This is a genomic window from Carboxylicivirga fragile, from assembly GCF_050589805.1.
Classification (GTDB): Bacteria; Bacteroidota; Bacteroidia; order Bacteroidales; family Marinilabiliaceae; genus Carboxylicivirga; species Carboxylicivirga fragile.
The window spans coordinates 31,807-57,621 of sequence record NZ_JBNGOY010000029.1 but is presented as its reverse complement, the minus strand read 5'-3'; the positions used below and the strand labels follow the sequence as shown (position 1 = coordinate 57,621).

Annotated in this window: 16 protein-coding genes; 9 read left to right on the top strand and 7 right to left on the bottom strand. The window is 37.7% G+C overall.

Translation table 11 applies throughout. The features are described 5' to 3' along the window. Positions 1 to 26 precede the first annotated feature (26 nt). The 3 genes from ACRD7B_RS13750 to ACRD7B_RS13740 all read right to left on the bottom strand — a co-directional run bounded on the left by ACRD7B_RS13750 (position 27) and on the right by ACRD7B_RS13740 (position 6,040). On the bottom strand, positions 27 to 1,334 hold the full coding sequence (locus ACRD7B_RS13750) for a PKD domain-containing protein (protein ID WP_430825148.1): 1,308 nt from the start codon (positions 1,332 to 1,334) through the stop codon (positions 27 to 29). Positions 1,335 to 1,425: 91 nt separating this feature from the next. Further along, positions 1,426 to 2,922: a RagB/SusD family nutrient uptake outer membrane protein gene (locus tag ACRD7B_RS13745; RefSeq protein WP_430825147.1), complete on the bottom strand. Its 1,497-nt coding sequence runs from the start codon at positions 2,920 to 2,922 to the stop codon at positions 1,426 to 1,428. 40 nt (positions 2,923 to 2,962) lie between these two features. Further along, the gene (locus ACRD7B_RS13740; protein WP_430825146.1) at positions 2,963 to 6,040 is read right to left on the bottom strand and encodes a SusC/RagA family TonB-linked outer membrane protein; all 3,078 of its coding nucleotides are present in this window, start codon (positions 6,038 to 6,040) and stop codon (positions 2,963 to 2,965) included. 735 nt (positions 6,041 to 6,775) lie between these two features. On the opposite strand from ACRD7B_RS13740, the gene ACRD7B_RS13735 reads away from it, so the two are divergent. From ACRD7B_RS13735 to ACRD7B_RS13725, 3 genes are read left to right on the top strand one after another with little or no spacing between them, the layout of a single operon-like run. Continuing rightward, positions 6,776 to 7,945 carry an efflux RND transporter periplasmic adaptor subunit gene (locus ACRD7B_RS13735; protein WP_430825145.1) on the top strand — a complete coding sequence of 390 codons (1,170 nt, stop codon included), beginning with the start codon at positions 6,776 to 6,778 and terminating at the stop codon, positions 7,943 to 7,945. 10 nt (positions 7,946 to 7,955) lie between these two features. Further along, the gene (locus ACRD7B_RS13730) at positions 7,956 to 11,111 is read left to right on the top strand and encodes an efflux RND transporter permease subunit (RefSeq protein ID WP_430825144.1); all 3,156 of its coding nucleotides are present in this window, start codon (positions 7,956 to 7,958) and stop codon (positions 11,109 to 11,111) included. Further along, positions 11,108 to 12,487, top strand: coding sequence for an efflux transporter outer membrane subunit (locus tag ACRD7B_RS13725; protein ID WP_430825143.1), 1,380 nt, complete (start codon positions 11,108 to 11,110; stop codon positions 12,485 to 12,487). Before ACRD7B_RS13730 ends, ACRD7B_RS13725 begins: the two co-directional genes overlap by 4 nt. A gap of 116 nt (positions 12,488 to 12,603) precedes the next feature. Here ACRD7B_RS13725 and ACRD7B_RS13720 read toward each other — a convergent pair whose 3' ends face one another. Beyond that, the gene (locus ACRD7B_RS13720; protein WP_430825142.1) at positions 12,604 to 14,814 is read right to left on the bottom strand and encodes a bifunctional alpha,alpha-trehalose-phosphate synthase (UDP-forming)/trehalose-phosphatase; all 2,211 of its coding nucleotides are present in this window, start codon (positions 14,812 to 14,814) and stop codon (positions 12,604 to 12,606) included. A 175-nt stretch (positions 14,815 to 14,989) separates the two neighbouring features. Between ACRD7B_RS13720 and ACRD7B_RS13715 the strand changes: the two genes are divergently transcribed. Next, entirely contained in the window at positions 14,990 to 16,795 is a 1,806-nt protein-coding gene (locus ACRD7B_RS13715; protein ID WP_430825141.1) for a glycoside hydrolase family 15 protein, read from the top strand. 49 nt (positions 16,796 to 16,844) lie between these two features. Here the strand turns inward: ACRD7B_RS13715 and ACRD7B_RS13710 are convergent, their stop codons facing one another. After that, positions 16,845 to 17,351: a ferritin gene (locus tag ACRD7B_RS13710; RefSeq protein WP_430825140.1), complete on the bottom strand. Its 507-nt coding sequence runs from the start codon at positions 17,349 to 17,351 to the stop codon at positions 16,845 to 16,847. 249 nt (positions 17,352 to 17,600) lie between these two features. Here ACRD7B_RS13710 and accC point away from each other — a divergent pair, with 249 nt between their 5' ends. The 3 genes from accC to ACRD7B_RS13695 are packed head-to-tail and all read left to right on the top strand — an operon-like array spanning position 17,601 to position 21,189. Beyond that, positions 17,601 to 19,109, top strand: coding sequence for an acetyl-CoA carboxylase biotin carboxylase subunit (gene accC, locus ACRD7B_RS13705; RefSeq protein WP_430825139.1), 1,509 nt, complete (start codon positions 17,601 to 17,603; stop codon positions 19,107 to 19,109). Between the two features lie 11 nt (positions 19,110 to 19,120). Further along, the gene (locus tag ACRD7B_RS13700) at positions 19,121 to 19,633 is read left to right on the top strand and encodes a biotin/lipoyl-containing protein (RefSeq protein ID WP_430825138.1); all 513 of its coding nucleotides are present in this window, start codon (positions 19,121 to 19,123) and stop codon (positions 19,631 to 19,633) included. Positions 19,634 to 19,650: 17 nt separating this feature from the next. Further along, positions 19,651 to 21,189: an acyl-CoA carboxylase subunit beta gene (locus ACRD7B_RS13695; RefSeq protein WP_430825137.1), complete on the top strand. Its 1,539-nt coding sequence runs from the start codon at positions 19,651 to 19,653 to the stop codon at positions 21,187 to 21,189. A gap of 64 nt (positions 21,190 to 21,253) precedes the next feature. Here the strand turns inward: ACRD7B_RS13695 and ACRD7B_RS13690 are convergent, their stop codons facing one another. Beyond that, positions 21,254 to 22,114, bottom strand: coding sequence for a histidinol-phosphatase (locus ACRD7B_RS13690; RefSeq protein ID WP_430825136.1), 861 nt, complete (start codon positions 22,112 to 22,114; stop codon positions 21,254 to 21,256). Between the two features lie 176 nt (positions 22,115 to 22,290). Here ACRD7B_RS13690 and ACRD7B_RS13685 point away from each other — a divergent pair, with 176 nt between their 5' ends. Then, positions 22,291 to 23,868 carry a peptide chain release factor 3 gene (locus ACRD7B_RS13685; protein ID WP_430825135.1) on the top strand — a complete coding sequence of 526 codons (1,578 nt, stop codon included), beginning with the start codon at positions 22,291 to 22,293 and terminating at the stop codon, positions 23,866 to 23,868. A gap of 59 nt (positions 23,869 to 23,927) precedes the next feature. Beyond that, positions 23,928 to 24,344, top strand: coding sequence for a thioesterase family protein (locus ACRD7B_RS13680; protein ID WP_430825134.1), 417 nt, complete (start codon positions 23,928 to 23,930; stop codon positions 24,342 to 24,344). A 6-nt stretch (positions 24,345 to 24,350) separates the two neighbouring features. Here the strand turns inward: ACRD7B_RS13680 and ACRD7B_RS13675 are convergent, their stop codons facing one another. Continuing rightward, entirely contained in the window at positions 24,351 to 25,718 is a 1,368-nt protein-coding gene (locus ACRD7B_RS13675; protein ID WP_430825133.1) for a 3'-5' exonuclease family protein, read from the bottom strand. Positions 25,719 to 25,815 lie beyond the last annotated feature (97 nt).

Below are 25,815 nucleotides of genomic sequence, written 5' to 3'. Positions count from 1 at the left end.
GAACTATCAAAAATTTAACTAACTATTTATTCTGCTTGTTTGAAAATCCAAGCCCAACCATAATCCATGGCACCGCCATTATTTGGCCCATGATCTTGCCATATGAATAATTGATCATCATCTACGCTCTGAACAATATACTTACCCGTAGCGGCAACATTCAAATCAATATTTGATTCGGCATCTTCATCTGGATTACGTACTTCATGATTCGGCACAAAACCATCAGTTAACTGCAACTCACCTGACTTACTATTAAACGTATAAGTACCAACTTCAATTTCAGCTCCCGTTCCGTCATAACGGATATAATTATAATCCAAATCAAATTTAATAGTATGGTCATACTCCGGAATTGATTCCAGAGTACTATACGGACTCCACCAAGCCTCTTCCCAGTTATAATCTGCTGTCATATAACATGCACCAAGCGACTGACCATCATTATCAAAAGTCCAAGTTCGTCCACCTTCACCTTTTTCACCAGCTAATTTAAACAAAGGATCATCCAAAGGAACCAAATCACGAGCTTTAAACTTCCATGCCCAAGCATAATCATGTGCTCCACCATTATTAGGACCGTGATCTTGCCATAATAGCAACTCATAATCATTTAATACCTGAATTTTATACAAACCAGTTGCAGTTACATTAGGATCAAGATTTTCATCATCGTAATTAGGAATATTTACACCATTAAGCTGCAAAGTCATAGCATCAAGATTTAAACTAAAACTACCGCTTTCAGCAGGTACCCCTTTAGTTTCAAATCGAGTCATATTAAAACCACCAACTAAATCAAATTTGATTTCATTAAGTAAACCTGGCAAATCAGCACCTGCATCACCAGCATAAGGATTCCACCAAAACTCAGACCAATCATAATCAGCAGTCATATAAGAAACATCTCCTCCTGGTTCATCTTGAGCCCAAACCCAATATTTACCATTATCTTCCTTTTCACCACATAAAGCCACATATTCAGGAATTCCAAATACCATATCCGGATTACTTTCTGGTACATTTACAGATCCAGCCCCTTCAGCCTGACCTTTTCCGTTCATAGCTGTAATGGTAAATGCATAATCACCCTCTAGTGGATAAAAGCACTGCACACTTTTGCCTTGCAGCATAGTACCGTCTTCGAAATACCAATTGGCATTAAAAACAGTATTATCATTAATTGTTAATATAGGTTGATTAGGATCCGTGGCATCAACACTAAAATCTACGCCTGGCAGCGTGCTTGGCTGCTCTCTTAAATCCACTTCAGGAGAACAAGAAAATGCCAAAATAGCTACAAACAATAAGGCTATATAACTTATCTTTTTCATTTGTTTATTTTTTATTTTAATATCAGATAAACCAACTCAACCATTGTTGCAGTTGAGTTGATAATTATCCTTTTTAAAAACTCAATATCAACTAGTATGGATTTGGCTCTAAATTTGGATTTAGACTAATCTCAATCTGAGGAATTGGTAAATACCTTTTATTATCAGAATACCCAGGCATTAAATTTCCTCTGCCAGTACGCACCAAATCCCAATAACGGTGGCTTTCCATTGCAAACTCAACACGACGCTCATGGTAAACTGCTTCCAATCCATCAGAATATGGAGTAGGTCCAAGGTCAACACTCTCACGTCCACGAACCGCATTTACACCAAATTGCCAGTCTCCACCAGAAATATGAGCATTTGCTTCTGCATTCCATAACAAAACGTCAGCATAACGAATAGCTCTCCAGTTATTAGATGCATCAGACATACCCAAACGCTCACTTGGTGGAATATAATACTTTTTAGAATGATATACCTTTTGTGAATAGCCAATACTATTAACATGCTGAGTACAAATAATCTCTTCATCATCGGTACCTTCCCACAGTACATCACCATCATCTATTAAAGTAGCCGAACGACGAGAATCACCTTCCTCAAATTCATCAAATAAATTTTGCGTTGGTAAGTTAAATCCCCAGCCCCAGCCGCTTTTTATTTCACCTTTGGCATTATAGATCTGACGACTTCCTTGATAGATAGATGTTACATTACCTTCATTATCATCTCCCCAACCAGTATTACTTGCAACACCTAAATGCATAATTTCAAAAATAGATTCTGAACCATGCTCGCCAGCAGTTGTGAAAATCTTTTCAAAATCAGGCTCCAAGAAGTACCAATCATAAGTATCGATAAAACTCTGTGAAAGCGTGGCTGCATCCTGCCATTTTTCCTGAAAAATATACATTTTAATCAGCATAGCTTCAGCGGCACCTTTAGTTATACGCCCCACTTCTTCAGCCGTTAAATCAGGTTTTGTAGGTAAATCTTTTGCGGCATCTCTCAAGTCAGCCTCGATTTGAGCATAAACTTCAGCAACAGAATTACGTGGATTTTGAAACTCTGAAGGTTGTAACACCGAAGTAACAATAGGCACACCACCGAAAACTTTTACCAAATGAAAGTGATACCAAGCTCTAAGAAACTTTGCTTCTGCAATGTAACGCTTCTGAACTCCGGCTGAAATATTAGGATTATCCTGAATACCAGCAATTAACTTGTTGGCACGATTAATACCTACATATGGCTCTTGCCAACGACCAACAAGAATACTATTTTCAGAATTGGCACGAAATTCTTTTAAATCCTGACATTCAGCCCAGTCACCCGGTCCTTCTCCACCTTTTTCGGCATCATCCGAAATAATGTCCCCAATCATCCACTCGTGAATTTGTGAATAATTATAACGCGACATAGGATCATATGCACCAACCAAAACATCAAAAGCGGCTTGATCATCTGTAAAAAATGACACATCAGATATACTTGGCGCTGGAGTATCCAGTAAATCCTCTGAACAAGACCCCAACATTACCAAGAATGCCATGGTCAGTGTTAATATATTAAATTTCTTCATTTCTTTTAATTTTAACTTTTGTTCTAAAAATTTTATCCAATTAGAAACTTAGGTTGATACCAAATGTAATGGTACGTGGCGTAGGATAAGTAGCTCTATCTAAACCTATTTCAGTTCCATAACCACCAACTTCAGGATCATAACCAGTATATTCAGTAAAAGTGTGCAAATTCTGTCCACTTACATATACTCGTAAACTTTCTAATTTAATCTTTTCAACAACAGAAGAAGGTAAAGTATAACCAATCTGAACATTCTGAATTCTTAAAAAGGAAGCATCTTCCACGTAACGACTAGAAATACGTGTATTATGCGAATCACTCGCATTCAAACGTGGATGACGCGGATTATTAGTACTTCCCTCACCCGTCCAACGATTCAACATTTCCTTAGACGTATTCCAGTATGCCATTGAATTCAACTGATAATAATCAGGTCCATTATATACATCAATACCTTGTACTCCATTCAGCAAGAAACTAAAATCAATGCCTTTTACAGACAAACTACCATTAATTGCATAGGTAAAATCTGCAATAGGGCTTCCTATGAAGTCATAATCAGCCTCTCCGTCTCCATCTGCATCACGATAACGAATATCTCCAGGAGCAACGTTTGAAGGTGCACCGCCAGCATTTGCATAATAAGCATCAATTTCAGCCTGATTTTGGAATAAACCTTCAGCAACTAAACCATAAAAATTGGAGATAGGTCGACCAACAACAGTACGGTTTACAAAACCAGCACTCCTGAAATCACCATTAGAAATAACATTACCCTCTGTACCAAGACTAATAACTTCGTTATTAATAGTTGTTATATTACCTCCTATCGAATATTCAACAATTCCAACTTTATCCTGCCAGTTAAGAGCTAATTCAATACCAGTATTTTTCATTGCACCAGTATTTTGCCAAGGTGGTAACTCAACACCAGTTTGACCAGGAACTGGAGGATCCAATATCATATCTCGAGTGTCTTTGATGTAATATTCGAAACTACCAGACAATTTACCTCTTAATAATCCAAAATCTAAACCAATATTAGTTGTCTCAACAGTCTCCCACTTAATTTCATCATTTCCAACACCCTGAAATGCAGTACCATTAACTACAGACTTAGGGTATCCTAACACATAATTCAAACCTGTGCTTGCTAAAGTCGATTGAACATAATTAAATATAGCGCCTTGATTTCCAATCTGCCCCCAACCAGCACGCAATTTTAAATTACTAACAAACTCAACGCCATCCATGAAATCTTCTTCGATAATACGCCACCCTGCAGAAAATGATGGAAAATAGCCCCATTTTTCTTTGGATCCGAATTTGGATGAACCATCAGCCCTAAAGTTAGCAGTTAATAAATAACGCCCTTTATACGCATAATTAACACGTCCTAAGTAAGAAATCTGACGACTTTCAAAAAGAGCTCCATACGAAACAGCCTCATTTTTATTACGTGAATTATCAATAATACGGTAATCTTCTTCATCAGTTGGGAAGTCGGTAACAGACAATCCATCCCATTCAAAGGTTTGATCGTAATAGTCCGTACCAACAGTTGCTGCAAAATCATGATCAGCACCAAACTTCGTATTATAGTTTAAAGTATTAGTCCATGACAATGAAGTTTCTCTATCGTGCCCCTTAGATAAACTATTGATTTCATTTTGGTCGGTAATCGACACAAAATAAATTGGATTATAAGAGTTATCCTCATTAAATGCCATATTCGCTCCTAAGTTGGTTTTAAAAACCAAACCTTTCATTAGAGCAATATCAGCATATAAATTACCTAACACTCTAAACGACTCTCTATTATTAAAAGTATTGTCAATAGCAGCTACAGGGTTATTAACCTGATTACCTGAAACACCATACGTTCCATCTTCATTAAAAATTGGAGTTGTTGGTTCCATATTTAATGGTGTAATCAAAAGGTTATTCCACTCATCACCTTCAAGAATAGTAGATTGATTAGAAGTTGTAACAGTCACATTTTCACCAACAGTTAACCACTCTTTTACCCTATGCTCTGAATTAATACGCACCGATAGACGATCATAATCGGATTTATTAATAACACCTTCTTGATTGAAATATGAACCACTAATGAAATAAGTGCTTTTTTCAGTACCTCCAGAAAATGAAAGGTCATAACTTTGAATAGGTGCATTTTCATTTGTAATAGCTCCTAACCAATCAGTTCCTTCACCTAAAGAAGCAGGGTTCGAGAAATTAGGCTCCATTCCTGCCGCTAAACGTGCTTCGTTATTTAACATTGCCCATTCGCTAGCATTTGTTAACTCAGGTGTATGTCCAAAATTCTGAATACCATAGTAACCAGAGAACATAACTTTACCTTGTCCTGCTTGTCCTTTTTTAGTTGTTACAATAATAACACCATTTGCACCACGCGAACCATAAATTGCAGAAGCAGAAGCATCTTTCAATACTTGCAAAGACTCAATATCTTTAGCATTAATATGCGCGATATCATCCAACATCATACCATCTACTACATAAAGAGGAGATGTATTATTTAATGATCCTAGACCACGAATTGTAATATTAGGTGATTCTCCTGGCGTACCTGATCCTTGCGTAACAGTCACACCAGCCATCTGTCCTTGTAAGGCCTGATCAACTGAAGCAACATCACGTTTAACTAATTCCTCAGGTTTCACTGTAGAAATAGCTCCAGTTACATCAGACTTCTTCTGAATACCATAACCAACTACAACAACCTCGTCCAGGTCTGTCATATCAGCCTGTAGTATAACATCAAAATTTGATTTTCCATCCACAAGAATCTCTTGTGTGGTAAAACCAATAAAACTTACTACTAAGGTCGCATCATCACTAACTTGCAATGAAAACTTTCCGTCAAAGTCAGTTACTGTACCATTAGTTGTTCCTTTTTCAAAAACATTTACACCCGGTAAAGTTTCTCCCTCAGAAGAGGTAACTGTACCTGTTATTGTTTTTGTCTCTTGCGCAAACACATGTCCGTGCAAGCCAAAAATGCAGAAAACTGCAAGAATCATGAGGCGTTTACCAAGCCATCCCTTTTCTAATAAGGAATTCAACTTGCTTGAACTCTGATCTTTTTTCATTTGTATTAATTTAGGTTAAACGAATTATTAGATCCTATATCGCTACAAATATGAAATTAAAATTCTTATTGTGCAAACGCTTGCACAATTATTTTCATTCATTGCATTTACAATTATTAATACTTAAACCCAATTCACCACCTCCCCAAACAACATCTCAAACATTATAAATCACTTTATACATGACACTTACAAAAACAAAGCTAAACACTACACTTGTAAATTTTTGTTAAAAAATTAAATACCAATTTTAATTACAACGAATACTAAACAGTAAGCAAACATATAACAACGCATACTTTTGCATACAATTTTTATACTCATGCAAACTGAAATCAAATGACCATTATATAGCTAGTGTCGAGAAGGAGAATATTCTTCAGTGAAAAAGAATTTTGTAAAAACATTACCAAATGCGAAGTCAAATTATTGAAACTTGTTTTATGTATAATAATTTCAATTTAATCTATCAAAAACACAACTTCATCACAATTAGGTAACTCTCAATAATCATTATGCTTTCTTTTTTGTTATTTTGTTTCAAACTTTCCAGACAGGTTGTTTTCCCCTTGCCCCGTTCTTACTTCTTTCCTAATTGAACGGGGCATTTTTTTAACATTTTCGAATTAGTTTAATTAAAGGCAACAAAACTCGAACAATATATACTAGCATACTGTTATGGCTTGAATAAAATTGTTTATTTTGTACTTATATAAATGTGTACCCTATTTAAATATGATGAAGAAAACTCAACTACTCGCCTTTATAGCTAGTAGCACAGTGCTATTAATGCTATTTACTAATTGTTCGCAGAAGAATAAGAACGCGCAACTACCACCACAGAGAATAACTGTAGTAGAAGTACAGAATCAAGACATTCCAATATATTTTGAGTTCGTTGGGATGGTCCATGGCTTTAAGGATATTCCCATTCGCGCAAGAGTTGATGGCTATTTAGAAGGCATCCATTTTGATGAGGGACTACCAGTTAAAAAAGGACAACTCCTATACACAATAGACTCTCAACCCTACGAAGCAGAAGTAGCTAGCAAACGTAGTCAGTTAGCTGAGGCAAAAACAGCTTTTGTTAAAGCGCAAAGTGATCTTAATAGATATGAGCCACTTGCTAAAACAAATGCAGTGAGTCAGTCGGATTACGACGCTTCTGTTGCACAATTCGAAGCGGCACAGGCTGCTGTTGAGGCTGCAGAGGCTGTATTACGCTTATCGCAAATTCAGTTAAGTTATACCAGGATTAAATCTCCAATCAACGGACTTATTGGAAAAACCTTAGCAAAAGAAGGTGAGTACGTTGGGAAATCTCCGAATCCCGTGATTCTAAACACCGTTTCTCGTATTGACAATATTCATGTTGAATTCTTCATTCCTGAGAATCAATATTTAGTTGTAGCACGATATGGCCTAAATAAGAATGAAGGCGAAAAAATAGTTGATGAAAATGAGGAAGATTATTTGGAATTAGTTCTAGCCGATGGGTCTATTCATCCGCACAAAGGAAAAATTAATTTTTTAGACAGGGGTGTTGACAGTAAAACTGGTGCAATATTGATTCAAGCGGCGTTCCCAAATCCAAATTCAATTGTGCGCCCAGGACAATATGCCAAGGTAAAAATTGAAATAGATAATAATGGAGGATATTTGGCAGTACCTCAGCGTTGTGTAAGTGAATTACAAGGACAACATTCTGTATTTGTAGTAAATGATTCGAACAAAGTAGAATCACGCCAAATAATTGTTGGAGATAGACTGGCCGATTATTGGGCCGTAAAAGAAGGCCTTCAAGTGGGTGAAAAAATCGTTATTGATGCTCTACAAAAAGTAAGAAATGGTGTTATTATCGAACCAGAATTGATTGAATTTAAAAGTCAACAACCAGCACTGTAAAGCAACAATTATGTCAGAAAATAAAGGAAACTTTTTTGTTCACAGACCAATTGTAGCAATGGTAATTGCCATTGTTATTATAATTGTTGGTGTTGTGTCTTTAATAGGGCTGCCAATTGAGCAGTACCCAAACCTAACGCCGCCAATTGTGCAAGTTAGGGGAACTTATACTGGAGCCAACTCGCTAAATGTGGAAGAATCGATGGCCACACCGCTGGAACAGCAGATCAATGGTGTTGACAACATGATTTACATGAAATCGACCAATGCCAACGATGGTAGTATGGTAATTGACATTTCGTTTGAAGTTGGAACGGATCCTGATATGAACACTGTATTGGCTCAAAACAGAGTTTCTGCAGCAACCGCTAAATTACCTGAGTCGGTTAAAAAATATGGTGTAACAACCGAGAAATCCCTGCCGAATATTCTTATGTTGGTCACACTTACCTCGGATGGAAGATATGATCAGGATTTCCTTGGTAATTATGCCTTAATCAACCTAAAAGATCAATTAGCCCGTATCAAAGGTATTGGCCGTGTTAACGTTCTTGGTGCATCAGATTATTCTATGCGTATATGGGTAAAACCCGATAGATTAGCAGGCCTGGGCTTAACAGTTCCGGAAATACTTAATGCGATTAATCAACAAAATGTGATTGTACCTGGAGGAAAATTTGGTGCTGAACCCGCCCCTCCCGGAACGGAATTTACCTATACGGTGAGAATGCCCGAACGGTTTAACTCACCTGAGGAATTTGGTAATATAGTAGTTCGAACTCAATCAGACGGATCACAGGTAAAATTAAAAGATGTTGCAACCATTAAACTTGGGGTTGAAACCTATAGTGCTTTTACACGATTAAATGGCGAAACCTGTTCTATCATTGCACTATACCAAGCACCAGGCTCCAATGCTGTAGAATTGGCAAACCAGGTTAAGGATGAAATGGCCAGAATGTCCGCTTCATTTCCTGAAAGCGTGAAATACGATGTTTCGTTAGATTCAACGGCTCCAATTACAGCGGGTATAAATGACATTATCGAGACCTTAATCATTGCCCTTATTCTGGTAATTCTTGTGGTATTCATATTTATTCAGGATTGGCGAGCTACACTAATACCAACCATAGCTATCCCAGTTTCATTAATTGGCGCATTTATGTTCTTCCCTGGTTTGGGATTTACCATAAATGTACTTTCCTTATTAGGCTTAGTTCTGGCCATCGGTATTGTGGTAGATGATGCCATTGTTGTGGTAGAAGCGGTTCAGGTTAATATAGCCAATGGAATGACATCAAAGGAAGCCACATTGGATGCCATGCGTAAGGTTACCGCACCTGTTATAGCAACAACACTCGTTCTTATTGCAGTATTTATTCCTGTTGCTGGAATGGCAGGCATTACAGGACGACTCTATCAACAGTTTGCCATTACAATTGTAGTTTCTGTTATCGTTTCATCTGTTAACGCACTTACCTTAAGTCCGGCATTATCAGCACTTCTTTTAAAGGAGCCAAAACCATACAAAGGACTTCTTGGTAAATTCTTTGGTGCTTTTAACAAGTGGATGGGTAAGTCTACCGACAGTTACATGAGTTACACTAACGTGATTACTCGTAAACTTAAAAGAGGAGTGATATTTTTAGTATTACTAACAGTTGGTGCTGGTTTATTTGGCAAGTTGGTACCAGGAGGTTTTATTCCTGAAGAAGACATGGGTTATTTCTTTGTGAATATGCAGTTACCAGATGCAGCTTCGTTACAACGTTCGGATGCAGTTGCCAAAGAGATCGAAGAAATACTAATGCAATTCCCTGAAATAAAATACGTTTCGAACGCAACTGGTTTTAGTTTACTTTCGGGTGCCATGTCGTCTAATTCTGGCTTTATGTTTGCTAGTTTAGTAAATTGGGATGAGAGAGATCTAACTGCTGAAGAACTTGTTGAACAGGTTAATCGACAACTCTTCATGAAAATAAAAGGAGCTCAAGCCTTTGCTTTTGGCCCTCCAGCGATTCCTGGTTTAGGTAACGGTTCTGGATTTAGTATTATGCTTCAGGATAAGGGAGGTAATGAACCTGCTTATTTAGCAGCGAACGCTGCTAAATTTATGCAAGCTGCCAATGCTAGACCCGAAATTGGACGAGCATTCACCACATTTCAGGCCAACGTTCCTCAGCGATATATGAATATTGATAAGGAGAAAGCTTTAAAAATGGGCGTTAACCTTAACGATCTTTACACCACCGTTGGAGCATTTATGGGTGGTGCTTACGTAAATGACTTTACGCGCTTTGGCCGCTTATACAAAACGTATATTCAAGCAGAGCCTCAATATAGAATGTCGGAAGCAGACATTAACAATTTCTTCATTCGAAATGATGAAGGCAATATGGTTCCTTTGGCTACATTAGCTACAATTGTTCCAATATCGGGTGCTGAATACACCAACCGCTTTAACCTGTTTCGTTCAGTTGAAATCACAGGTGGCCCAGCCCCTGGTTATACGTCAACACAGGCAATGGATGCACTTGAAGAGGTTGCTGCTGAAGTAATGCCTGCTGACATGGGCTATGCGTGGAATGCTATGTCATTTCAAGAAAAGAAGGCTTCCGGTTCTTTGGGTGTTATATTAACCTTCTCTTTGCTTTTTGTGTTCTTGATTTTATCAGCTCAATACGAAAGTTGGTCCTTACCTTTTAGTATTTTATTGGGAACACCATTTGCTATTTTTGGTGCTTTGCTTGCACTGTGGGTAGGACGTCTTTTTAGTCCAACTTTTGAGAATAATATTTTTGCTCAAGTCTCCTTTGTGATGTTAATTGGCATGGCCGCTAAAAATGCCATCTTAATTGTTGAATTTGCGAAAGAAGAATTTGATAAAGGTCTAACCCTATTCGATGCTGCAATTAGCGCTGCTAAATCGAGATTCAGACCAATTTTGATGACAGCTTTCTCATTTATACTAGGGGTATTTCCACTGGTAATTGCTACCGGATCGGGTGCTGAATCAAGAAAGGTAATGGGAATGGCATTAATGGGTGGTATGACGTTGGCCACTATACTCGGAGTATTTCTTTACCCTATGTTTTTCGTATTAATAGGGAAATTAGGTAAATACGAGGAAAAAAGAGCATTGACTGAAGAAAAGAAAGAATCATGATGAGAAACATATATAAAACACTCCTACTTTTTGCTGTGATAATTGTAAGCATGGCAAGTTGTAAGATGGGTAAAAACTATTCCCGACCAGAAGTGGAAGCACCTGAATCGTTCCGCTTCTCAGAGGGTGACACTACTTTTAATGATGCTATTAAATGGTGGACGGTATTTGACGATCCAATTTTAGATACTTTAATTAGTACGGCTCTCAAAAACAATTACGATGTACTAGCTACTGCTGAGAAAGTTGAAGCTGCCATGTATCAATTAAATATCCAAAAAGCTGAAATGCTACCTAAGTTTGGCGTAACAGGTCAGGCACAACGTGGTAATTTCAACTTCGTTCAATCAGAATCAATAAGTAATAACTTTGTTATTGGTGCTCAAGCTAGTTGGGAATTGGATTTCTGGGGTAAATTCAGACGACTGAATGAAGCGTCAAGAGCACAATATTTAGCTACAGAATATGGTTTATCATCGCTTAAACTTTCGTTGGTAACAGCTGTGGCAACAAGCTATTTTCAAATATTGGAATATAAGGAAAAACAATTTATCTCGGAATCGACATATGCTATAAGAGATAGCTCATTAAACCTAATACAACAACGTTTTGATGCTGGTATTATTCCGGAAATTGATTTAAACCATGCCCAAATTCAAAGAGCAATAGCGGCAACATCCATCCCATTGTATAAACGCTTGGCTGCGCATTCTGAAAGTACGCTAAGCATCTTACTTGGTGAAAATCCTCGTGAATTACTAACCAATGTTGAATTGCAGGACATATCTTACGTACCTGAGATCCCCGTTGGAATACCTGCTGATTTATTAGAAAGAAGACCCGATGTACTATTGGCAGAACAAGAGTTAGTTGCACAAAATGCCATGATAGGTGTTGCACAAGCTAATCGTTTTCCTTCTTTTAGTCTTACAGGTATGTTTGGTGGAGCTAGTGATGATTTGTCCACATTAACAAGCGGTGGCGCTGCATGGAATGTGGGCGGTAGTCTTCTTGGGCCATTGTTTCATTGGAATCAAAATGCCAACCGTGTAAAAGCGGAAAGAAGTAAAAAGGAAGCAGCTATTTATAACTATCAAAATGTAGCTTTAAAAGCCTTCAAAGAAGTGGCTGATTTACTCATTGAAATTGCAACCTTAAAGGAGGAAGAAGCGGCAATACAGGAGCACGTTACAGCCTCATTAAGCGCAACCTTTTTATCATCCGAAAGATATGACAAAGGAATTGCCAGCTACATTGAGTACCTCGAAAGTCAACGTCAGGCATTTGATGCTCAAATTGGTCTTGCTGAAAACAGGCAGAAATTATTATCCGCCTACATTAAGCTTTATCAAGCCCTAGGCGGTGGATGGGAATAGACTGCATAACTTAAATAAAACGATTGGCAGATTAGCCGATCACAATAAAACAAAATCCGATCTCCTTCGCACATTGCTTAGGAGATCGGATTATTTTTTTCATAAAGCTTAAGCACCTATATCTCACCTAGCTTTTTAAGAAATCCTCTAACAGCCTCTACTGATTCTAGTTTGTATGCTGCGGCAGTACGATTCATTCCAACCTTTATAGTTATTGTTTCCTTTGGTAATTCCTTAAACATGTACTCATCTGTCCAATCATCGCCAATGGCTGTTAAGAAATCATATTTCTCATTCTGAATAAATTGATTGGCTGCAATGCCTTTATTGATACCACCATTTTTCACTTCAATAACCTTGCTTCCTTCCATTATTTCTAAATGGAGGCTTCCAACCAAACCAAGTAATTCATCGGTCAATTCTTTGGCTCGTATTTCACTTTGTTCTGGTTCAGCCTTGCGATAATGCCATACCAGAGAATAATTTTTCTCTTCAATAAAAGAACCTGGGGTACGATCCACAAAGCGCTCTAAAACTGGACGTATCATTGGCATCCAATCATTATTTACTTGAGTCAATGTTTGCCAATCCTCACCTAGTTTACGTAACCAAACACCATGTTCGCAAATTAAGTTTATTGGAATATCGGCGAACCATTTCTCCAATGTTTCTTTGTCGCGCCCACTAATGATTGTTACGGTATTCTTTTCATCAGCAATTAAAGCCTCTAGTATATCGAACAACTCCTCATTAGGATAAGCTTCCTGCGGATCTTTGTGGAAAGAAGTTAGTGTACCATCATAATCAAGGAATATAGCACGTTTCTTTGCCTTAGTATACTTGGTGTCAATTTCCTTATAAACTGTTTTAGATATCTTTTTTGCCAAATAAGCTTTCTGAATAAGCTTAACTTTCTCCAAATCGTTTACAAAATCACTGGCCCACTTAAAAATTGAATAACGCTTAATTCGATTCTGTAGATGTTTCATGCGCTCTTGTTGTTCCTGCTTCGGCATGGTTAAGGCACGATGCAGGGCTTCCGCAATCTCATCTTCGTTAATCGGATTAATAGTAATGGCCTCCCCCATCTCTTTACTCACTCCAGCCATCTCACTTAGCACAACAACTCCGGTTTGAGTATTTCTTGATGCGACATATTCCTTAGCAACCAAATTCATTCCATCGCGAAGTGGCGTAATAAGAGCAACATCACATGAATTATATAGTTCCACTAAATTCTCAAAAGGAAGAGCCCGATAAAAATACCATACCGGCGTATAATTTACGCTACCGTATTCACCATTTATCTTACCAACCAACTCGTCAACTTCGCGCTTAAGTATCTGATACTCCTCAACATGCCCACGACTTGGCACAGCTAACATTATTAGTGTTACACTACCTCTGAATTCAGGATGTTTATCAAGAAATTTACCAAACGATTTTAAACGTTGCGGAATACCCTTAGAGTAATCCAAACGATCAATGGATAAAACTAACCTTCGGTCAGGAGACATTAGAAAATACTTTTCCAATTCCTTGTGTAGCTCGGAGCGTTCATGCACCGTTTTTTGCATTACAGCTGTTGAAGCATTGCTAAACTTATCGTAATCAATACCCATTGGATAAGCATCAACTTTAACGATTCGTTCATCAACATGTATTTGATTCAGGGCTATTTCGTGACCAAACAAACGACGAACACAACTTAAGAAATGGCGTTCGTAATCGTAAATATGGAAACCTAATAAATCCGCTCCCAACATACCATTTATTAGTTCCATGCGCCAGGGAAGAATACGAAATACTTCGTACGATGGGAAAGGTATGTGCAAAAAGAAACCAACCGTTACGCCCGGTTTCTTTGATTTAATCATTTCAGGAACTAATAGCAGTTGATAATCATGAACCCAAACCGTATCTCCATCATCACAAACATCTAAAACCCTATCGGCAAAACGCTGATTAACACGCTTAAATGTCTCCCAATTCTCTGGAGCATAATCAACATATTGCGTAAAATAATGAAACAAAGGCCATATTGTTTTATTACTAAAGCCTTCATAATATTCTAAAATATCAGAATCACTCAATGGAACAGTCGCGCAACCTTTTTCTTCCAATAAATCATCAATCTCACTTGCTTCTTCGTATGTTAAGTCATCGGAATTATGGCCCGACCAACCAATCCATTTCCCACCATATTCAGTATACACTGATTTCATGCCTGTGGCCAATCCACCAACACTCTCAATCAACTGAAATCCATCCTCTTGCTTAACTATACTATACGGTAATCTATTGGCAACAATGTGAAGTCTCGACATATATTATATTTAGGTTTAAAAGATTTAACTATTTATTCATCAAGTATTGTATGAAAAAATAGCAATTTAAAGAAAAATACCTTTTTTTCGCGCTGTTTAAGCAAATATACACCTTTATTGGTTATATGATTGTGAGAAGAAAAGAAGATTGAAGTTTATTAGAAAGTTTACGCGTATGAATAACCTAAATTATGGCATCATTGGTAACTGCCGAAGTGCAGCTTTAGTATCTGAATCAGGAGCAGTTGAATGGCTTTGTTTACCTCATTTTGCTTCGCCATCTACATTTGCAAAAATATTAGATGAGAACAGAGGTGGATATTTTAGTATAAAACCTACCGAAGATTATACTAGTAAACAGTTTTATTTACCACATACCAATATTTTGGTTACTCGTTTTACATGCGCTTCGGGTGAATTTGAGTTGCATGACTTTATGCCAAGATATCGTAATGAGAATGGCAAGTATTACACGCCACCAGACATTGTTCGCTACATTAAACACGTATCGGGTAAAGTTGATGTAGTTGTTAACTTCACTCCTCAGCTCGAATATGCCGAACATCCAACTGTTGTAAATGATGAGAAGGAATACATCAAAGCGTATACCACTGCTGGAGAATACGATTCGGTTTATTTATATTCTTCTCTCGATAAGCAAAAAATAGTTAATACCGAAAGTATTTCTATTGAGCAGAATGAATTCTTACTATTGAGCTACAATCAGAAATTACTGCATCAATCAACTTCTCGATCGTACTTAAAATTAGAGCGAACAAAAACCTATTGGCTAAACTGGTCAGATAGAACAACAACGTATAAAAAATACACCGAAGAAATTCTTCGAAGTGCACTTACGCTTAAATTATTAAACTATCAGAAATCAGGTGCTATTTTAGCTGCACTTACCACATCATTACCTGAAACAATTGGAGAAGTGCGTAACTGGGATTATCGCTTCTGCTGGATACGTGATGCATCGATGGTAGTTAAGATAATGACGCAGTTGGGGCATCATAAAATTGTAGAACGTTACTTAGATTTCGTCATCAATTTGATGCCTGACAAAGGTGAAAAGATGCAAATCATGTACGGCATACATGGCGAAAAAAACCTCCATGAAATAGAGTTAACTCACCTTGATGGTTACGAAGGTAGTAAACCAGTACGCGTTGGTAATGCAGCCTATATTCAAAAGCAAAACGACATTTATGGCATCTTAATGGATGTTATCTTACAATATTTCAAGCTCTACAGCACCACCTTAGAACGAAGCGAAGACCTTTGGACAATTGTACGTAACATTGTAAAGATTGTAGAAGAAAACTGGCAAGAACCTGATAAGGGAATCTGGGAAATTCGATCAGAAGGCAAACACTTCACCTTTAGTAAGGTGCTATGTTGGGTGGCAATTGACAGAGCTCAAAAAATTGCTAAACTACTTCGTCGAGACACTTACGATAAGGCATGGAATGAATTGAAGCTTGATATTGAGTTAGACATTTATACTAATGCATGGTCAGATGAACAACACGCATTTACACAAGCGTATGGCTCCAACGATTTAGATGCTGCTGTTTTATTAATGGAGAATTACGGTTTCATTAAAGCCGACGACCAGCGATATAAGAAGACTGTTTTAGCGATTCAAAAAGAATTGGAACACGAAGGTTTGATGTTCCGATATAAAAATAAAGATGATTTTGGGGAACCTAAATCAGCCTTTACAATCTGTTCATTCTGGTTAATCAATAGCTTGTATAAAATTGGATTAAAAGATGAAGCAACACGTAAATTTGAGCAATTGCTCGCTTCTTCCAATCATCTGGGCTTATTTAGCGAAGATTTAGATTTTAAATCACGTCGCTTATTGGGCAACTTCCCTCAGGCCTACTCCCACTTGGCAATTATAGAGACAGCTATAACGCTTTCGGGTAATGAAATAACAAAAGAGGAGAAAATACTAAGTACAATACATTAAATTAAAAAGCCCCGCAGTGCGGGGCTTTTTACTTATATTCTATTGATACTTACTCAGCACTTGCTGGTACAACACCGCGCATCCCCATAATGTCTCTATCAAACATATATAGGTTGTGATCACCTAATAAGCGAAGTTTATCATTGATACCTGAAACCGAAGCTTCTTCTTCAATTTGCTCGTTAACGAACCATTGCAACCAAGTTTGAGTCGTGTAATCTTTTTCCTTCACACAAACACCAACCATATCGTTAATTAAACTTGAAACGTATTGTTCGTGCTCTAATGTCTTGGCAAAAACCTCTTTCATGTCTTTATATTCCGATGGTGGCTGTGCAATGGCCGGTATAACAGAATTACCACCACGCTCATTCACATAACGAATAAACTTCAACATGTGTAAACGCTCTTCCTCGGATTGTGCGTAAAACCACTGAGCTGTTCCTTCGAAACCATTCGTTTCGGCCCAAACAGCCATAGCCAGATATAGATTAGAAGAATAAGCTTCTTTCTCTATTTGATTCACCAATGCTTTTTCAACATTTTTATTCAGCATAACAGTCTATTTTATTCTTATTAAAATTCAAAGATATAGAATTAATAACCATCGAAACGGCGAGTAGTTTGATGCTTTCACTATTTATAATGATTCCACACAAAGTGATCAAATTATTTGGAAACTTGATTAAAATCATCATTTTTGCAATTGAGATATTTTAGTCTTTTAATCTTATTTAGAACAAAAGGCTTATTAAATTTTTATATATCAGAGCAATTAAGCTCAATAGAAACCCTTATTTCCATTATGATTGAAAAAGTATTAGTAGCCAACCGCGGAGAAATAGCGGTGCGAGTAATGCGATCGTGCAGAGAAATGGGCATCAATTCAGTTGCCATATATTCCGAAGCTGATCGTAGCGCGATGCATGTAAGGTATGCCGACGAAGCCTATTGCGTTGGACCGGCAACATCATCGGAAAGCTATTTAAATATAGATAAAATACTGGAAGTGGCACTGAAATCAAAAGCAGATGCCATACACCCAGGTTACGGATTCTTATCCGAAAATGCTGAATTTGCTGAGAAAGTGAATAAGGCGGGAATCAAATTCATAGGTCCTTCCATTTATGCCATTAATACAATGGGCGATAAACTAACTGCTCGCCAACTGATGATAGATAATGGTGTGCCCGTAGTACCTGGAACAAAGGAAAACATTGCGACTGATAAACTTAAATCAGTTGCGAAGAAAATAGGATATCCTGTAATGCTCAAAGCGAGTGCCGGTGGTGGTGGTAAAGGAATGAGACTTGTTCGCGATGAAAAAGACTTGGTTTCATCATACGAAATGGCCAAATCCGAGGCTAGGTCTTCGTTTGGTAACGACGCCGTTTACATTGAGAAATACATAGAAGGTCCGCATCACATCGAGTTTCAGATAATGGCTGATGAACATGGTAACTATGTGCACCTTTTCGAAAGAGAATGCTCAGTTCAGCGTCGCCACCAAAAGGTGGTGGAAGAAACTCCTTCTCCCCTAATGACACCCGAGTTAAGAGAAAAGATGGGACAATGTGCCATAGATGCAGCTAAATCGGTTGACTATGTTGGTGCTGGAACGGTTGAGTTTTTAGTCGATAATGATCTTAACTACTATTTCCTGGAAATGAATACCCGACTTCAGGTTGAACATCCCATTACCGAGCGTGTGACAGGAGTTGACTTAGTGAAGGCTCAAATTAATGTCGCCAACGGATTACCACTGGCGTTCAAACAGGAAGATTTGAGGCAAAATGGACATTCCATCGAATGTAGAATATATGCCGAGGATCATAAAAACAACTTCATGCCTTGCCCAGGTGTGGTTAAGAATATTTCAGAACCATTGGGACTAGGAATTCGAACAGATGGCTATGTATATGAAGGTTATGAAATTCCGTTTCATTACGATCCAATGATATCAAAACTAATCTCGTGGGCACCAACCAGACACGAAGCCATCGAAAGAATGAAACGCGCCTTATACGAATACAAGATAACGGGAGTAAAAACATCCATCCCATTTGTTTCTCAAATAATGAAGGCAGATGATTTTGTAAACGGAAAGTATGATACTCACTTCATTGAAAAGAACATGGACTTTCTAATGATGGATGATGATTGTTCCGATTACTGTGAAGACATCGCTCTTTTGGTTGCCTACCTCGATTATACTGAAAAGATGGACGCTGCAGCAACAAAATCTAATGTTGCAACGCCAAATCAGTCAGCATGGAAAGAGTACGCAAGAAGAAAAAACATCGTTAGACTTTAAAACACCCTCATATGTCATTAGAATTAAAAATAGATACCAGGGTTGCAAAGATAAATGTGATCGAAAAGAATGGTTCGAAATACAAGGTTGAGATCGATAATCGCATATACGATTTAGACATTGAAAAAGTAGAAATAGATGCTTATTCAATCATTATGGATGGTAAATCGATCAACATGGAAATGATTGAAGGAGATACACCAAATGAATACAAGGTGAACACAATCAATAACTACTACGAAATTGAGGTGATTGATGCAGCCGCTCGTTATCGTTCCAAATCAAAAAGCAAGCTTGATGCAGGTGGTAATATCATTTCAACACCAATGCCGGGTAAGATTGTAAAGATACCTGTAAACGAAGGTGATACTGTTGAAAAAGGACAGACTGTAATTGTGGTATCTGCCATGAAAATGGAAAGTGAATACAAAAGTGCAGCAGATGGTATCGTTAAAAAAGTAATGGTTAACGAAGGAGATGCCGTTGAAGGTCATCAACCATTAATTGAAATTGAAGCACAGTAACTTACAAACTAAAGACAATGCAGAATTTACAAGATAAATATAACAAATTTGAAGAACGCAACCAGCAAGCAGAAGCAGGTGGTGGCGAGGCTCGTATTGCTAAGCAACACAAAGGAGGTAAACTAACAGCTCGAGAAAGAATTAATTGCTTCCTCGATGAAGGAACCTTCGTTGAAATGGATAAATTGGTAAAACACAAGTGTACCAATTTTGGCATGGAGAAAACTCAATTTCCTGGCGATGGTGCAATTACAGGTTATGGTAAAGTGGATGGGCGTTTGGTATATGTTTTCGCACAAGATTTCACTGTGTTTGGTGGCTCATTAAGTAGAACCAATGCCGATAAAATTATTAAGGTGTCAAAATTGGCGCTGAAGATGGGAGCACCCTTGATTGGCTTGAATGATTCAGGAGGAGCTAGAATACAAGAAGGTGTGCAAAGCCTTGCAGGATATGGCGATATCTTCCACCTAAACGTAAAGTCTTCAGGTGTAATTCCACAAATCTCAGCGATAATGGGACCATGCGCTGGTGGAGCTGTCTATTCCCCAGCACTAACCGATTTTATTTTTATGGTTAAGAATACGAGTTACATGTTTGTAACCGGACCAGAAGTTATTAAAACGGTGACACACGAAGAGGTAAGCAAAGAAGAATTGGGTGGTGCAATGACACACAACTCAAAAAGTGGCGTGGCACATTTCATGGGCGATGATGATGAACACACTTTGATGATGATTCGTGAGCTACTGAGCTTTTTACCTTCTAATAATATGGAAGATGCACCAGTGCTTGCAACAACCGATGACATTAAACGTGAGAGTCAGGATCTACAAGATTTAATCCCGGCCGATCCGAATAAACCATACGATATGCACGATATCATTGGTAAGGTTGTTGACAACGAGCACTTCTTGGAAGTTATGCCACATTATGCCCAAAACATCATTACTGGTTTTGGTCGAATGGCAGGACGAACAGTTGGTATAGTTGGTAATCAACCCAATTATCTAGCTGGCGTTTTAGATATTGATTCATCGACCAAAGGAGCACGTTTTGTTCGTTTTTGCGATGCCTTTAATATTCCGGTTGTAAGTTTTGTAGACGTACCCGGATTTTTACCAGGAACGGTTCAAGAATACGGTGGAATCATCAAACATGGAGCTAAACTGCTTTATGCTTATGCCGAAGCAACAGTGCCTAAAATTACAGTTATTACACGTAAAGCCTACGGTGGTGCCTACGATGTTATGGCATCTAAACATTTGGCGGCAGATATAAACTTAGCCTATCCAACAGCCGAAATTGCAGTTATGGGACCTGAAGGAGCGGTAAATATTATTTTCCGAGGTGATGTGGATGAAGAATCGAAAACGAAACGTGTTGACGATTATCGCGAAAATTTTGCTAATCCTTATCGCGCTGCAGAACTTGGTTATATCGATGAAATTATACTACCAAAGGATACGAGGTATAAATTAATTCAAGCATTGGAGATGACTCAAAACAAGAGCGAATCAAATCCACCTAAAAAACACGGAAATATTCCTCTTTAAAGAACAATTGAACTAAAAAAACGCAAAGTTGCATCAGCTACTTTGCGTTTTTTCATGACATATATTACTTAAAAATTAATCCTTTTGTATTGAATTTAACAGGTTGCCATTGCCCTTCAATAAACTCATGTAGATGCGTAATACTATTATCAAGAAGTAAACCGGCAACATCTTCATAACCGGCAATTAGAAACTTGGCCATATGTGCATCACTATTCATTGTAATTGGTATATCATTCTCTCTTATAAATTGAAAAAACGCTCGCCCAGGAAATATTAGATTCGAATGATTATATACCTTCGTATTAATTTCAACGATCACCCCTTGCTCCTTAGCAAGCAACAAAGTCTCTTTAACTTCATTTGCAAACCAACTTTCTTTTGGATCAGCTAGATCATACATTTGATTATGCACTTTAATCTTATCCATATGCCCAAGTATATCTGGAGCATGATTTTGTAGCATCTCTTTTTGGGCAGAAAAATATTTTAATGCTAAATTTTTAAAGTCGGAATGAAATATTTCCTCATAACCTTTTTTAATCTGGCTATCAGACCCATCCATATCCCAAGGCGTACCATCCTCAAATTGATCAATATAATGTACTGATCCAATGACGTAATCCAAATCTATATTTTTTATATCAGAATGTGTCGGTGACATCATGTTTGGAATAAAATCCACTTCCAAAGATTTGTAAACAGCAATCTTGCCTTTATACTTATTTTTTAATGTTTCAATTTCTGAGATATAGGCTACTAATTTATCCTTTGGCATATTCCAATCAGTAGGACATGGTACAGGTGCGTGTGAAGAAATGCCAATGGCAGACATATTAAAATCGATAGCTTTGGTTATGTAATCTTCTATTTTACCGTGCCCATCGCAATAATCTGAATGACCGTGATAATTGGTCCAACTCATAAAATTTATTCAATTAGTAAATACTTCGGTCTCTCTCTTATAATTTAAAAGCAAAAATTAAAAATATTCTTCGATTTATAAACAAAAAGCAGATTAAATTTTCAATAAACTATCAACGAAACACATGTCTAAATTGAATCTATTGTTTAAATTTGCAGGTCGAAAAAATTAGGGTCATGGGATTTACAGAAGAAATTAAGAGAAGACGTACGTTTGCCATTATTAGTCACCCGGATGCGGGTAAAACAACACTTACTGAGAAGCTACTTCTTTTTGGTGGGGCTATTCATGTTGCAGGAGCTGTTAAATCGAATAAAATTAAAAAAACAGCCACGTCCGATTTCATGGAAATTGAGAAACAAAGAGGTATTTCTGTGGCCACATCGGTAATGGGTTTTGAGTACGATGGCTATAAAGTTAATATTCTTGACACACCAGGTCACCAGGATTTTGCCGAAGATACTTTCCGAACGCTTACTGCGGTTGATAGCGTAATCATTGTTGTGGATGCAGCTAAAGGTGTAGAAGCGCAAACCAGAAAACTAATGGAAGTGTGCCGTATGCGTAATACGCCCGTAATTGTTTTCATTAATAAGATGGATCGCCCAAGTAAAGACCCCTTTGAATTACTTGACGAAGTTGAAGAAGAATTAAAAATAAAAGTTCAGCCATTAAGCTGGCCAATTGGTAATGGTACCGAGTTTAAAGGCGTATATAACCTTTTTGAAAAAAACCTTTACCTTTTTGATCCGGGCAAACAAGTATTAGAAGAAGGTGTTTCCATCGAAGACTTTAATGATCCAGTTCTTAATAGTATTATCGGTGATGATTCGGCCGAAAGTGCACGAGAAGAACTTGAACTAGTACAAGGTGTTTATCCCGATTTCGAAATGGATCCGTATCGTGAGGCTAGTGTTGCACCCGTTTTCTTTGGTAGTGCTTTAAATAATTTTGGCGTTCGCGAACTTCTGCATTGTTTTCTTCAAATAGCCCCTACTCCACAGCCTTCGAAAGCAGAAGAGCGTATGGTAGATGCTGGAGAAGAAAAGTTCACTGGCTTTGTATTTAAGATTCATGCCAACATGGATCCTAATCACCGAAACCGTTTAGCCTTCTTGAAAATTTGTTCTGGTAAATTTCAACGTAATACCAACTACCTGCATGTACGTAATGGTAAAAACATGAAATTCTCCAGTCCTACCGCCTTTATGGCCGATAAAAAGTCCATTATTGATGAAGCCTATCCAGGTGATATAGTTGGTATACCTGATACAGGTAATTTTAAAATAGGCGACACCGTTACTCAAGGAGAAAAATTGCACTACAAAGGTCTTCCAAGTTTTTCGCCAGAATTATTTAGATACATCGAGAACGATGACCCGATGAAATCGAAGCAGCTAGCCAAGGGCATTGATCAGTTAATGGATGAAGGAGTTGCCCAGCTATTTGTGAGCCAATTCAATGGACGAAAAGTAATAGGTACGGTAGGTGCACTTCAGTTCGAAGTAATTCAATACCGCTTACTACACGAATATGGAGCTTCATGTAGGTATGAGCCAATCAACTTGCATAAAGCTTGCTGGATTAGAAGTGAAGACGAAAAAGAATTAGCTGACTTCAAAAAACGTAAAGTTCAATACATGGCCAAAGATAAATCGGGTCGTGATGTGTTTATGGCAGATTCAGCATATATGTTACAAATGGCGCAAAGCAATTTTAAAAACATCGAATTCCACTTTACCTCAGAATTTTAATTTGCTATTTATTTCTTGTATCTTATGTGTTATATTTGAATTAGAACAAATAATCACACATGAAGCAAGCAAAGAATAATTCAAAATTTGATCTTTACATAGCTAAAGGGATTATTTTAGAAAAAAACATTGTTGTTGAAAAAAAGGATCTGGCCACCACACTTGGTACTGGTCGTGTACCCTATTTATCCACAGCGGCAATGATTGTTTTCATGGAGCAATGCTGTGTTGAGCTCATTGAACCCAATTTGATAAATGGTGTAGATTCATTAAGTGTTGAAATGAACGTTAAACACTTTCATCCTGTTGCTGAAGGTGAAAGCATTAAATGTAAAGCACACTTAAAATTTATTGACGAGCGGAAACTCTTTTTTGATGTGGCGGTGCTTAATTCTACTGGAAAGTCCATTGGCATTGGTGCTCATGAGCGCTATTTAATTGATCACGATGAATTTTTAAAGAAGAACAGCAGGTAGCAATCGCTAATAGGGAATAAGCTTTTTGTGTTTTTTCTGACGGAGGTATTGATTTATAATCACACGCGTATCTCTGTTATCATTGTATAATTTAATGTGATCCTTAAACTCTTTAGGAGACTCAATAACGGTATCTTCATAGATATAACCCCAACCTAAATAGCGTCCATTTTCAATTATCACAATTCCGATTTCATCGTTGCTTCTACCCTTATCCATAATAACCACATTATTATACCCATAAGATAATTTGGTCAACAATTGATTTACCCGAAGATTATACGCTTCATCAAGTTCCTCACCAACACAGGCACCCCGGCATGTTTTAAGTTGATATTGAAAACAACCATTATTACCGTCGTATAAACCACACAATTGTTGACAGAGTTCGTACTCCTCAATCCATTTAAAGAGTTGGTCACGACCTTCCTTCAAGCTTTCAAAGGTAGTGGCCGGAATTTCAACCCCGCTATTGGGCTTTAGAATCAAGCGTAAGTACCCCTTCCTATCGCGGTAGTGATATAAACCAACTTGATTTCGCGAACGACGTTGGGCGCGATTATAACGAGGTTTCTCCTCTTTTATCTCTTGGGATTCTTTCAATAAAGCAATCAGTTCACTACCAGTAAGCTCACAACTTATGGAAGCAGCCTTTTGTTTCATCTCAAGCCCTTTCTTGGTCTTTGGATTTCCTAAGTGGGTAATAATTCGATTTCTGATCTTCTTACTTTTCCCAATATATACCAAGTCACCATTTTCATCATGAATATAGTAGACTCCTGTTTCGTTTGGTAGTTCCTTAATAATTGCGATACTAAGCTGCGGGTGTAAACCATCAGCCGAAAACTCGGTGTACGGGTCTTCAGGATTTATTAAGCCATTGTTCTTACTTAATAATAGTTCAAAAAGTTCCACTGTAGCAAGTGCGTCACCAGCAGCACGATGTCGGGCTCCATTCGCAATGCCCAAAGCATCGCACAGTTTGCCCAAACTATAAGAAGCATGACCTGGTAACAATTTTCGCGACAGCTTAACTGTACAAACGGTAGGCATTGAAAAGTCAAAACCCAGACTTTTAAACTCCGCTTTTATAAAATTATAATCGAAACCTGCATTGTGAGCTACAAAAACAGCATCCTTACATATTTCAACAATATCTTTAGCTACCTGATAAAATGGCGGAGCCGACTCAACCATTTCGTTTGTGATACCCGTTAACGAACTAATAAAGGGTGGTATATAACTATCAGGATTAACCAAACTGACAAATTCATCAATAACCTTATTCCCATCGTGTCGATATATGGCAATTTCAGTAATCTTACCATTATTTAAATTACCACCCGTGGTTTCTATATCGACAATTACATACATAGATGAAACAAATTTCGAAATCCAGATATTAAACAAATGTTAAAACACAAATTTAATAATTTAATGGTCAATTGATTCCCTCTTCACAGGATTAAAA